Origin of the sequence: Fictibacillus phosphorivorans, from assembly GCF_001619875.1 — a bacterium.
Taxonomy (GTDB): Bacteria; Bacillota; Bacilli; order Bacillales; family Fictibacillaceae; genus Fictibacillus; species Fictibacillus phosphorivorans_B.
Genome location: NZ_LRFC01000037.1, coordinates 33,196 through 45,764 on the forward strand (window position 1 = coordinate 33,196; position 12,569 = coordinate 45,764).

General features: G+C 42.2%; 10 protein-coding genes. All 10 read right to left on the reverse strand.

The features are described 5' to 3' along the window. Window positions 1–25 precede the first annotated feature (25 nt). A complete protein-coding gene (locus tag AWM68_RS14980) occupies window positions 26–1,039 on the reverse strand; it encodes a tetratricopeptide repeat protein (protein ID WP_066243482.1) in 1,014 nt (337 codons plus the stop codon). Between the two features lie 213 nt (window positions 1,040–1,252). Beyond that, the gene (gene ilvA, locus AWM68_RS14985; protein WP_066243485.1) at window positions 1,253–2,206 is read right to left on the reverse strand and encodes a threonine ammonia-lyase; all 954 of its coding nucleotides are present in this window, start codon (window positions 2,204–2,206) and stop codon (window positions 1,253–1,255) included. A gap of 43 nt (window positions 2,207–2,249) precedes the next feature. Then, window positions 2,250–2,843 carry a 3-isopropylmalate dehydratase small subunit gene (gene leuD / locus AWM68_RS14990; protein WP_066243488.1) on the reverse strand — a complete coding sequence of 198 codons (594 nt, stop codon included), beginning with the start codon at window positions 2,841–2,843 and terminating at the stop codon, window positions 2,250–2,252. Continuing rightward, window positions 2,830–4,266 carry a 3-isopropylmalate dehydratase large subunit gene (gene leuC, locus AWM68_RS14995; protein ID WP_066243491.1) on the reverse strand — a complete coding sequence of 479 codons (1,437 nt, stop codon included), beginning with the start codon at window positions 4,264–4,266 and terminating at the stop codon, window positions 2,830–2,832. Before leuC ends, leuD begins: the two co-directional genes overlap by 14 nt. Before the next feature lie 12 nt (window positions 4,267–4,278). Further along, entirely contained in the window at window positions 4,279–5,373 is a 1,095-nt protein-coding gene (gene leuB / locus AWM68_RS15000; protein WP_066243494.1) for a 3-isopropylmalate dehydrogenase, read from the reverse strand. A 19-nt stretch (window positions 5,374–5,392) separates the two neighbouring features. Continuing rightward, window positions 5,393–6,934: a 2-isopropylmalate synthase gene (locus tag AWM68_RS15005; protein WP_066243497.1), complete on the reverse strand. Its 1,542-nt coding sequence runs from the start codon at window positions 6,932–6,934 to the stop codon at window positions 5,393–5,395. After that, complete coding sequence (ilvC, locus tag AWM68_RS15010; RefSeq protein WP_066243500.1) at window positions 6,921–7,946, reverse strand: ketol-acid reductoisomerase; 1,026 nt, start codon at window positions 7,944–7,946, stop codon at window positions 6,921–6,923. Before ilvC ends, AWM68_RS15005 begins: the two co-directional genes overlap by 14 nt. Window positions 7,947–7,961: 15 nt before the next feature. Further along, window positions 7,962–8,480 carry an acetolactate synthase small subunit gene (gene ilvN, locus AWM68_RS15015; protein WP_066243502.1) on the reverse strand — a complete coding sequence of 173 codons (519 nt, stop codon included), beginning with the start codon at window positions 8,478–8,480 and terminating at the stop codon, window positions 7,962–7,964. Continuing rightward, a complete protein-coding gene (gene ilvB / locus AWM68_RS15020) occupies window positions 8,477–10,195 on the reverse strand; it encodes a biosynthetic-type acetolactate synthase large subunit (protein WP_066243505.1) in 1,719 nt (572 codons plus the stop codon). The genes ilvN and ilvB overlap by 4 nt, the downstream gene beginning before the upstream one ends. Window positions 10,196–10,899: 704 nt before the next feature. Next, window positions 10,900–12,567 (reverse strand): dihydroxy-acid dehydratase, encoded by a 1,668-nt coding sequence (gene ilvD, locus AWM68_RS15025; protein WP_066243508.1) that lies wholly within the window; start codon window positions 12,565–12,567, stop codon window positions 10,900–10,902. Window positions 12,568–12,569 lie beyond the last annotated feature (2 nt).

Genomic DNA, 12,569 nt, shown 5'->3' on the forward strand with positions numbered 1-12,569 from the left:
TTCAACAAGTTACATCACATTCTCGTTAAGTCTGCATATAAAATCTTTCCAGTTCGACAAGAAGCTTTACTGCATGTTGCAATTCTTCTTCTTCATTTTCCATATCTTCTTCTATTCCACATAGTATGGATGCCGCTAATACAGAAGCTTCATACCATAGAAGTTTATTTTCTGGCTTTGGAGAGAAAGGATAAAGAGCCAGTGTATAATCCTTCCATACTGCTAGTGCAATGTCCAGTAATGATGGGTTTTCTTGTTCCAGCTCATCCTGAATTAATCGTTTTACTTCCTTATAAAAAGGATGTTCGTTTAATTCCGGAAGTTTGGCTATGTCAACTTCATCGGTTTGCCCGTATTTTTCAATTTTCACTAATTTATTTAATTGATTTTCTTTTAAATATTGCAGAATGAGACTTTTTACAGCAGGATGTTTTTTCTCATCTACTAAAAAAGACTCAAACATTGGAACGGTTAATTCAGGTCCAAGCCGTTTTAATTGCTGAACGGCAAGCCACTGCGAGTCTGCTCGTTCACTGGAAAGCATCTCTTTTAAAGCTTGAAAATCCGGATTAGGACTTACCGTTGCATCGGGATCTTTTTTGACTTCTGGAACTCCTTCTTGTTCAATGACTTTTCTGCTGAATTGAAGGAGCTGATAAAACGTTTCTGCTTTATCAGCAGGAATCTTCTGCTCTTCTAAGACTGCCTCAATAACAGAGACTACGGTTATGTATTCAGATAACTGCACTAAAATGCTTAAATAAATTTGAAGAACATCGTAATATTCACCGATCCCTTCTTTAAGCATTCGGTCACATCTCAATTTGGCTTCATGTAATCTTCCTAACTCGATCAAGCTCAATACAAGCCCGAGGTTGCCTTGTGAATGCATAGGATCAGAATGAAGCAATTGTTCGAAGCAAGAAAGGGCTTCATCGTATTTTTTGTTTTTTAATGAATCCATGCCCTTTTCCAAAAGCCGTCCATTTAAGTTAGGAAACCGAATGATATTGTTTTTGTTGCTCTTATCGTTAGTCATCACAACTCTCCGCTTCCGTTTATGTTTGACTAAAGGATAGCAGGTTCAAGTGGGGAACTCAAGACAGCTATCATCATGACAGATTTTCTGTATCACATAAAAGTAGGCGACATCACATAAAAAATGACGTATATCATTAAAAAACTTTTCCATCACATGAAATGTAAGAAAACCCTCAAAGAAGATTCGTTTCCTCTTTAAGGGCCTTCACACCTAGCTTATTCTCTTCATACTCAGCTTGTCGGCCATCCCTTTGTAAAGGGACCATTTTACAGGATCCACATTCCCTCCGCTTATGATGAGCCCCACTTTTTGATCTAGTGCAAGGTGACTATGAAACAGGACCGCCGCAAGACTGGCAGCGCCTGCTCCCTCCACGACCACTTTTTCTCGTTCGAGCATAAACATCATAGCGTATGCAATTTGTTCTTCTGTAACAGTAACCATTTCATCTACGTATTTCGAAATCACAGGAACGGTAATCTCTCCGGGTTTAACAACCGCGATCCCATCCGCGATCGAAGTACAGCGAGATAATGTCTTTTTGGAAGTACCCATGAAGGCTTGATAAACAGCACTAGCATTATCAGATTGCACACCGACTACTTTCACATCTGGTCTGACTGATTTAACTGCCAAGGCGATGCCAGCTAGTAAGCCTCCCCCTCCTACTGGTACGACAATCGTTTTTAATTCAGGGTTTTGCTGAAGCATCTCAAGCGCAACGGTACTTTGCCCTGCAATCACGTCATAATCGTCAAATGGATGAACAAAAACACCGCCGTTCTCCATTTCTTCTCTTTTGGCTGCTTCGTATGCAGCTTGATAATTATCACCTTCTAAGACAATATCTGCACCATAGGATTTTACTGCTTCGATTTTGGAAAGCGGTGCATTTTCCGGCATAAAGATTTTTGATTTGATGCCACGCAATGAACATGAAAGTGCCAACCCTTGTGCATGGTTGCCAGCTGAAGCAGCAATAACACCTCTCGCGCACTCTAATTCATGTAGTGTAGAAACTTTATAATAAGCACCTCTTAGTTTGAAAGAACCCGTTTTTTGCATGTTCTCAAGCTTCATGTAAACCGTTCCGCCAGTCCACTTGTTTAATGTTGCAGATTGCTTAAGCGGTGTTCGGTGCGCAATTTTTGACACTTCCTCCATTGCGTGAAATAAACGTTCCCCTGTGATTATTAAATCCCCATTGTCAGTTCACAATCCTCTCATCTTCATATTTTTTAATCTTTGCTTCCTGGTGAAGAGTAACTGAAATTTCATCCCATCCGTTCAGAAGCATCTTTTTCCAATACGGATCAAAGTCGAAACGAAAAACCTCACCGTTCTGATTAGCTACATATTGTTCTTCCAAATTCACAGTCAGATTCTGGATCACTTTTTCTGAAGGATCCTTTCGAAGCTGTTGAATATCATTCACGGAAAGCCTGATCGGCAATATTCCGTTTTTTACACAGTTATTAAAAAATATATCAGCAAAACTTTCTGCGATAATGACTTGAAAACCGTAGTCTTTTAGTGCCCATGGAGCATGTTCTCTTGATGAACCGCAGCCAAAGTTTTTACCTGCAACTAATATGGAAGCTCCTTTTGCTTCTTTTTTATTTAAATCAAATGCTGGATTTTCACCCCCATCAGAGAGGTATCTCCAGTCATAGAACAAAAATTCACCGTATCCGGCTTTATCTATTTTTTTCAAAAATTGCTTCGGGATGATTTGATCAGTGTCTACATGATTACGGTCAAGAACTGCCGCACTACCAGAATGTGACTTAAACCCCGGCATAACGATTCACCTCCAGTTCCTTAACAGGCAATACAGAACGAACATCCGTAAATTTCCCTTTCAATGCAGCAGCAGCAGCCATAATTGGACTAACTAAGTGCGTCCTAGCCCCTTTCCCCTGTCTGCCGGCAAAATTCCGGTTTGAAGTGGATGCACATCTTTCACCTTCAGGAACGATATCATCGTTCATCCCTAGGCACATAGAACAGCCTGACTCTCGCCATTCAAATCCTGCATCCAGAAAAATCTGATGCAACCCTAAAGTTTCGGCTTCTCTTTTAACCGCTTGAGAACCAGGTACTACGATTGCACGTACATCAGGATGAACTTTCGAACCCTCTACAACTTTAGAAGCTTCAATCAGATCACTTAGCCTCGAATTCGTACAAGAACCAATAAACACATGCTGAACAGATATTTCTTCTATTCTTTCATTGCCATTAAAGCCCATATACGTGAGTGCATTTTGCAAAGCTTGTTCTTCCTCATTAGTGGATAATGGATCCTTTACCGGAATTACTCCACTGACAGGAAGACACATTGATGGCGTCGTACCCCAAGTAACCATCGGTTCGATCTCTGATGCATCGATTTCGATAACTTGATCAAACTTCGCTTCCGGATCACTTGCAAGCTTACTCCAGCGCTCACAACTTTGTTTGAAATCTTGATTTTCAGGAGCATACCGCTTGCCCTGGATATATTCAAAAGTGGTCTCATCAGGAGCGATTACGGATGCTTTTGCACCTGCCTCGATTGACATATTACAAAGCGTCATTCTTTCTTCCATCGAGAAACCTCTGACAGTACTGCCAGAAAACTCAATGATTGACCCTGTTCCCACATTTGTTCCAAATTTTGCAATGAACCATAAAATCACGTCTTTAGCAGTGACACCAAAACCTAAATCCCCTTCAATATTGACCTTCATCTGTTTTGGTTTGTTCTGCCATAGTGTTTGAGTAGCAAGAACATGCTCCACTTCACTCGTTCCGATTCCAAAAGCGAGTGCTCCAAACGCGCCGTGTGTGGAAGTGTGGCTGTCTCCACACACGATCGTTTTACCTGGCAGAGTCAACCCCAGCTCTGGACCAATAACGTGGACGATTCCTTGCTGCTCAGAGTTTAATCCTTCGAGCTGGATGCCAAATTCTTCACAGTTTTTTTCAAGTGTTTCTACCTGCAGGCGGGAAGTCTCGTCTTTTATATTAAAACGGTCTATCGTCGGAATGTTATGGTCCATCGTGGCAAAACATAGATCGGGCCTTCTTACTGTTCTGTTTTTTTCTCTCAACCCAGCAAACGCTTGAGGTGATGTCACTTCATGAATTAAATGCAGATCAATGTACAGAAGGTCTGGTTTATTTTCTTCGTTGACGACTACATGGCTATCCCAAAGTTTATCAATTATTGTTTTACTCAAAGTACTTCCTCCCTACACATAAACCTCTAGAAGTGTTGCGCTTGTTGAATCCTCAAGCATTCTAAAATGGATTTGATTAACCATTTCTTTAGTCGTAACAAGAGTACCCGTTCCATCATAAATATCCTGCGTACGATAACCCGCTTGAAGCGTTTCAAAAACAGCCAACTCTACAGCCGCCGCTTCTTTTTCAAGTCCAAAGGAATGTCGGAGCATCATCCCAATACTTAGGATCATGCCGATTGGATTTGCTTTGCCGGTACCTGCAATATCAGGGGCTGATCCATGGATGGGTTCATAAAGCCCTGGACCGCTTTCACTAAGTGAAGCTGATGGCATCATACCAAGGGAGCCGGAAATTACAGAAGCTTCATCAGACAAAATGTCTCCAAACATGTTTTCAGTAACGATCACATCAAAACTCGCAGGATTACTGATCATTCTCATAGCAGCATAATCTACCAGCACATGCTCTGTTTCTACATTCGGATATTTTTTCGCCGTTTCTTCAACGATTTCCCTCCACAACTTGCTTGTTTCAAGAACGTTTGCTTTATCGACAGAGGTTATTTTATTTCTTCTTGCAGCAGCAAGTTCATACGCTTTTTCTACGATCCTCGTAATCTCTTCTCGCGTATAAGATAACGTATCAACTGCGCCGTCACCGTTTCTCGTCTTAGGTTCCGAAAAGTAGATTCCGCCTGTTAGTTCCCTAACAAAAACAAAGTCGGCTCCTTTTACCCTGCTTGATTTAAGAGGAGATAGATGTTCAAGACCAGGAAAGACTTGAACAGGTCTTACGTTAGCAAAAACATTTAATGCTTTTCTTAATGCTAATAACCCCTGTTCTGGCCGGACGTTTCCTTTATCCCATTTCGGACCGCCAACTGCCCCAAGCAGGACAGCATCACTGCCTTGACAGAATTCTAGAGTGTCATCCGGTAAGGGAGTGCCTTCCTGGTCAATAGCAGCACCTCCAAATACTTTTTCAGTTGTTTCGAATTGATGACCGAACCGTGTTGCAACACCATCTAAAACTTGCAGAGCACTCTTGACCACTTCTGGCCCGATGCCGTCACCAGGTAATACTGCTATCTTCTTTTTCATCTAACATCCCTCCTAAAATTTAAATGCTGATTTTTTCATAACTCTTCTTTTCAGAATGAAGCTGCAGTTTATTAAAAGCGTGCACATAAGCTTTTGCAGAAGCTTCCAAAACATCTTGAGCAGTACCGCTGCCATTTATCTCATGACCGTCACTTACGATCTGAACAAACACTTGTGCAAGTGCATCTCTTCCAGCACCAACGGATTGAATTCTATAGTCAGTTAGTTTTAGTGATGAAGGCAACATCTTGCTAAGCGTATTGTAGATTGCTTCAACACTTCCTGAGCCTGTTGCCGCATCTTGAATTAATGTGCCATCTGGAGTCAGCAATCGTAATGTCGCTGTTGGGATTTGATTTGTTCCATAGTTTACTTGAATATCCTTCAACTGATACAAAGGCACTTCAGGCTGAATTTTATGATCGATCAACAAGGCAAAAATATCTTCTTCTGTCATTTCTTTTTTTCGGTCAGCTAACTGTTTAAAATCCTCAAAAAGAACTTTTAGTTTGCTGTCATCAGGATGAAACCCTAGTTTGTGCAGATAATCCTTAAAAGCATGTCTTCCTGAATGTTTACCGAGTACAAGCTGATTTGAAGGAACACCAACAAGCTCTGGTGTGATAATCTCATAAGTTGATTTTTCCTTTAGTACACCATCTTGATGTATACCAGATTCATGAGCAAAAGCGTTCTTCCCAACAACTGCTTTATTCGGAGGAACTGCAATTCCCGTCAATCGGCTCACAAGCTGGCTCATACGGCTGATTTCGTTCAACTTAAGGTTCGTTTTTGCTTTATAAAAGTCTTCACGAATGGCCAATGCTACTGCGATCTCCTCTAAAGAAGCATTTCCAGCTCTCTCACCAATTCCGTTGATTGTACATTCCACTTGGTTAGCTCCATTTTCGATCGCTGACAAGGAGTTCGCTACTGCCATTCCTAGATCGTCATGACAATGAGCCGACAAAATGGCGTTGTCTATATTAGGAACATTATTTAAAAGAAAACGAAAGATCTTACCGTATTCTTCCGGATTCGTAAAACCAACAGTATCGGGGATGTTAATCACTGTTGCTCCTGCATCGATTACCTTCTCTATGATACGAGCTAGAAAAACGAGGTCTGATCGACATGCATCTTCAGCTGACCATTGAACGACAGGAAACTTTTGCCGAGCATATTTTACAGCTCCAACAGCTGTCTCTACTACTTGGTCAGGCGTTTTCTTTAATTTATACGTCATATGAATGGGAGACGTTGCTAGAAAAACATGCAGCCTGGGTTCCGCAGAATTCTTAAGAGCTTCCCACGCGTAATCAATATCACTCGTGTTCGATCTCGCTAAGCCTGTAACGGTTGAATTTTTTACAATAGAAGCAATTTTCTTTACGGCTTCTAAATCACCTTTAGAGGCAGCAGGAAAGCCTGCCTCCATCACATCAACTCCAAGCCTTTCAAGCCTTTTCGCTATTTCAAGTTTTTCAGCCGTATTCAGGTTTACTCCGGCTGTCTGCTCACCATCCCTCAAGGTTGTGTCAAAGATCTTAATTTTTCGCACTAGCTACGGCCTCCTTTTTTTGTTTGGCCTTCACAAACGGCATCATTTCTCGTAATTCTCTTCCTACTTTTTCAATCGGGTGGTTTTTCTCGCGGTTGTTCACAACATGGAATACAGGGCGGTTCGCTTGGTTTTCTAAGATCCAGCCTTTTGCAAACTCTCCAGACTGAACGTCTTTTAATACTTCTTTCATAGATTCTTTTACTCTCTCATCAATGACGCGCGGTCCTGATTGAAAATCACCCCATTGTGCCGTATCTGAAATGGAATATCTCATACCTTCTAATCCACCCTCGTACATGAGGTCAACGATCAGTTTCAGTTCGTGCAAACATTCAAAGTAAGCAACTTCAGGCTGATAACCTGCTTCTGTAAGTGTTTCGAAACCGGCTTTTACTAAAGAAGATAACCCACCGCAAAGAACAGCCTGTTCTCCAAAAAGATCCGTTTCTGTTTCTTCTTGAAAGCTTGTTTCAAGAACCCCCGCTCTAGCTGACCCAATTCCTTTTGCATAGCTTAGTGCTGTTTCACGAGCAGTACCTGTAGCATCCTGATAAACTGCAAAAAGTGCCGGAACCCCTTCCCCTGCTTCAAACGTACGTCGCACTAAATGTCCTGGTCCTTTTGGAGCGACTAAGAAAACATCTACATCTTGAGGAGGTACCACTTGGTGATAATGAACATTGAATCCATGAGCAAATACGAGTGCATTCCCTGCTGAAAGTTCTGGCAGGATTTCATTTTTGTACACTTCAGGCTGCCTTTCATCCGGAAGTAAAACCATAACAACATCTGCAATCCTTGCTGCCTCACGAACTGGATATACGTCAAAACCATCTTTAACAGCTTCCTCAAAAGATCGACCTTCACGTACACCAACCACCACATCATATCCACTGTCTTTTAAGTTCAATGCATGTGCATGCCCTTGTGATCCGTAGCCTACTACCGCTACCTTCTTATTCTTTAATACGTCGTTTGTAAGTTCGTTTTCGTAATATACTTTAGCCATTTTAATGAGTCTCCTTTACATAATAGAATAGGGGTGAAGTTCAAGTACTTTCTTTTGTGTTCCACGGGGTATAGCAGTGACACCTGTTCTTGAAATTTCTTTGATGCCATATGGACGGAGCAGTTCGATAAGTGCATCGATCTTTTCACTGTCTCCTGTCACTTCAAGCGTCACGTTTTCAAGGGAAACGTCCAGCACTGTTGCTCTAAACGGTTCAATAAGCATTTTGATCTCACTTCTTGTATCTGGTGTAGTCAATACTTTAATAAGTGCCAATTCCCTTGATACGAGCGCCATATTTGTCAGATCTCGTACTTTTAAAATATTGATTTGTTTATGAAGCTGTTTAACGAGCTGTTCAGCTTTTCGGTCATCTTCTACCCAAACGGTAAGAGTGACTTTTGAGACAGCGGGGTCTTCTGTATGCCCAACGGTAATGTTTTCAATGTTAAACTGCCTTTTTGTCAGCAATCCGGTTAAACGGTTCAGCACACCGCTTTCATTTAGTACCGTTGCTGAAATGATGCGTCTCATCCTCTCACTCCAATCATTTCATGTAGTCCTTTTCCTGGAGCAATCATTGGGTATACATTCTCGTCTGCTGAAACGACACAATCGAGAACAAAAGGTTTCTTTGACGCAAGAGCAGCAGTCAGAGCTTCTCTTACTTCCTCTTCCGTTGTAGCAAGTTTTCCATCAATTCCGTATGCAGAAGCTAACTTTACAAAGTCAGGCTGAATATCTAGAAGAGAATGAGAAAAACGTTTTTCGTAAAAAATTTCCTGCCATTGTCTGACCATCCCGAGTGATTTGTTATTGACGATCACAACGATTACTGGAAGTCCCCAATCTTGTAGTACGCCTAGTTCCTGAAGTGTCATCTGAAATCCGCCGTCACCAACAACCGCGATGACAGGAAGTTCAGGTCTCCCTACTTTTGCCCCGATCGCCGCCGGGAATCCGAAGCCCATGGTCCCTAAGCCACCTGAAGTAATCCATCTGTTAGGGTCAGAAAAGCGATAATATTGTGCGGCCCACATCTGGTGCTGGCCTACATCTGTAGCAACGATTGCTCCCCCTTGTGTAACTTCGTGAAGAATTTGCATTAATTTTTGCGGTTTCAACTCAGATTCATTTGTTTTATAGGTTAGCGGGTACTCGCTCTTAAATTGCGAAAGCTGTATGACCCAATCGCTATAGTCTCCTTTATCGGCTGCAATTTGATTTAGCGCCGAAAGCGTTTCTTTCGCACAGCCTACAATTGGAATCTCAGTCGGAACATTTTTCCCGATTTCAGCTGGATCAATATCGATATGTGCGATCATCGCTTTTTTGGCAAAATGATCAAGATTTCCTGTTAACCTATCATCAAATCTAGCACCTACACCGATTAAAAGATCACAGTCATAAAGCGCCATATTTGCGGCATATGTGCCATGCATACCCGCCATCCCTAAACACAGTGGATGTTCTGCCGCGAAGCCCCCTAACCCTAAAAGTGTTTGAGCCACTGGGATCTGATGATATTCAGCAAATGCCGCTAATTCTTTTTCTGCTTTTGCTGCTAGAACTCCAGCTCCTGTTAAAAGAACAGGTTTTTTGGCTTGCAGCAGCGCTTCATTTAATCTTTTTACTTGAAGGATATTAGGCTTTAACGTCGGCTGGTATCCGGGGAGGTGGATCCCAGGATGTTCTTTAACTTCAGTTGTTTTCACCGCAACATCTTTCGGAATATCGATCAAAACAGGACCTTTTCTTCCTGTATTTGCAATATGAAATGCTTCTTTCATGATTCTTGGTAAGTCTTCGGCTCGTTGAACTTGATAATTGTGCTTTGTGATCGGCATTGTGATCCCAACAATATCCGCTTCTTGAAATGCGTCAGTACCAATTACGTTTGTTGCTACCTGACCTGTGAAGATAACAAGTGGAATTGAGTCAATCATGGCGTCAGCGATACCTGTGACTAAGTTGGTAGCACCTGGTCCAGATGTAGCAAGGACAACTCCTGGTTTTCCTGTCACTCGTGCATATCCTTGTGCTGCATGAATGGCTCCTTGCTCATGTCTGGTTAATACGTGTTTCATCTCAGCTTTGTACAGCGCATCGTAGATAGGAAGGACTGCACCGCCCGGATAACCAAACAAGACGTCCACTTCCTCATTCTGCAATCCTTGTATAAATAGTTCAGCACCAGAGACTAATGAAGTTTCAACTGAATTTTTTTCAGCCACCCAACTGGCCTTCATTTTCATTCCTCCTTTAACTTTGAACCTTTATTTAATAAAAATGGCTGTTTTCGTATTTATTGTTGTTTTTGAAGGTAGTTGATTTCCGTTACAGGTGCTCGCTTTCCGCGGGGCAGGCGGTGAGCCACATTCGTACGTTTCACTCTTAAGTGTCTCACCTGTCTAGTTGCAGTGGCTAGCCCCTCGAGGTCAAAAGCTAAATGGTCCAGAAGGCAAAGTGCGCCTTCCTAGCCCATTCATCTTTTGCCTGTCGGGGCTGAACGAGCCACTTCCACTTTTCCGACTGCCCACCTGTCCCGCAGGAGTCTCCCACCTTTCACTCCAATCAACTTGTCGAAGAAGCGAATGAACAAAAGATTAAAAAGCAAAAACAATTTAGAAAACAGCCAATAAAAAAACTTCCCCACCCAAATGGACAGGTTGATTCCTATCCAAAGGGGTGAAAAAGTTTAATTTTTTCCACGGTACCACCCTTTTTCACGGCACTTGTAGTAATTTATACAAGGACCGTCTTAAGACGAACGAGCCGTCATTTGATAACAAGCGATAAAAAATGGAGTATCGCTTGGCCCTTCCTACTTAACATTCTTTCAAAAGGGCACTCAGGAGGGATGTCCTGGTATTAGGAATAACCGGTTCACAGCAATCCCGGTTCTCTGAGTATTCCACATCTACCATTGTTCTCCGTCATCGTTTTATTGGTTTTAAATTTTTAAGATTCCGCCAGTGTTCGCAGATGTTACGAGGGCTGCATAACGAGCGAGATAACCTTTTTTAATTTTCGGCTCAGGTTTTACCCAACCTTTTTTTCGTTCAACCCAATCTTCTTCCGTTAATAAAACTTGAATCGTTCTGTTAACTAGATTGATTAGAATCGGATCTCCATTATTTACAAAAGCGATAGGTCCGCCTTGAGCAGCTTCAGGTGAAATATGGCCAATCGAGATACCTCTGGAAGCTCCAGAAAATCTGCCATCTGTAATTAAAGCTACTTTAGTGCTTAACCCTCTTCCTGCTATCGCTGATGTAGGAGAAAGCATCTCTGGCATTCCCGGGCCGCCTTTTGGCCCTTCATACCGAATGACTACGACATGACCTTCTCTAACTTCTCCATTATTAATACCTTGGATCGCCTCTTCCTGAGATTCATAGACGATTGCCTCACCCTGAAATGTTTTTATGGAAGGATCAACGGCTCCTACCTTGATGACACAGCCATCTGGCGCAATGTTTCCGTATAGAATGGATAAGCCGCCAACTGGCGAATACGCGTTTTCTTTTCTTCGGATAACATCATCATCCAAAATTTCAGCGTTGCGCACTCTTTCTTCAAGCGTTTTTCCCGAAATCGTTATACGATCGTTATGAATAGCACCTTCCATTTTACAGAGTTCATTGATAATAGCGCTGACACCACCAGCTCTATGAACATCCTGCATCGAATAATCTGAAGCCGGACTGATTTTTGAGAGGTAAGGAATTCTTTCTGCAATTTCATTGATTCGTGACAAATCATAATCAATCTCAGCTTCATTAGCTATCGCAAGCATATGGAGAACTGTATTCGTTGAGCCACCCATCGCCATATCTAATGCAAAAGCGTCATCAATAGCTTCTTTTGTGATAATATCTCTAGGTTTAATGTCATTTTTCACAAGGTCCATAAGAGAAACTGCAGCTTCTTTATACAATGTTCTTCTCTCATCTGATGTAGCTACGAGTGTACCGTTGCCGGGCAATGTAATCCCTAGCATCTCCATAATGGAATTCATACTGTTAGCGGTAAACATACCAGAGCATGAACCGCAAGTCGGACAGGCACTCGTTTCAAGTTCCAATAGTTCCTCTCTTGTCATCTTTCCAGCAAGGTGTGATCCAACCCCTTCAAAGACCGAGGCAAGAGAAAGCGATTTTCCTGTCATTGATTTTCCGGCTTCCATCGGACCACCTGAAACAAATACAGCAGGTACATTCGTTCGAACAGCTGCCATCAGCATACCAGGTGTGATTTTATCGCAGTTCGGGATATAAAACACACCGTCAAACCAATGGGCGTTAATTACGGTTTCTGCTGCATCAGCAATGACTTCTCTGCTTGGAAGTGAATATCTCATTCCGATATGCCCCATCGCAATTCCGTCATCTACGCCGATCGTATTAAACTCAAAAGGTATTCCGCCTGCTTCTCTAATGGCTTCTTTTACCCACTCACCAACTTTGTTGAGATGCATATGCCCCGGAATAATATCAACATAGGAATTACAAACACCGATAAATGGTTTATCCATATCCTCTGGTGCAACTCCCGCTGCGTGGAGAAGACTTCTATGCGGGGCTCTATCGATTCCTTGTTTGATCATATTACTGCGCATAT

What these genes read in the sequence shown, in the direction of transcription:
- AWM68_RS14980 (WP_066243482.1), bottom strand. Translation starts at nt 1,039, where the DNA reads ATGACTAACGATAAGAGCAACAAAAACAATATCATTCGGTTTCCTAAC.
- ilvA (WP_066243485.1), bottom strand. Translation starts at nt 2,206, where the DNA reads ATGGAGGAAGTGTCAAAAATTGCGCACCGAACACCGCTTAAGCAATCT.
- leuD (WP_066243488.1), bottom strand. Translation starts at nt 2,843, where the DNA reads ATGCCGGGGTTTAAGTCACATTCTGGTAGTGCGGCAGTTCTTGACCGT.
- leuB (WP_066243494.1), bottom strand. Translation starts at nt 5,373, where the DNA reads ATGAAAAAGAAGATAGCAGTATTACCTGGTGACGGCATCGGGCCAGAA.
- ilvC (WP_066243500.1), bottom strand. Translation starts at nt 7,946, where the DNA reads ATGGCTAAAGTATATTACGAAAACGAACTTACAAACGACGTATTAAAG.
- ilvN (WP_066243502.1), bottom strand. Translation starts at nt 8,480, where the DNA reads ATGAGACGCATCATTTCAGCAACGGTACTAAATGAAAGCGGTGTGCTG.
- ilvB (WP_066243505.1), bottom strand. Translation starts at nt 10,195, where the DNA reads ATGAAGGCCAGTTGGGTGGCTGAAAAAAATTCAGTTGAAACTTCATTA.
- ilvD (WP_066243508.1), bottom strand. Translation starts at nt 12,567, where the DNA reads ATGCGCAGTAATATGATCAAACAAGGAATCGATAGAGCCCCGCATAGA.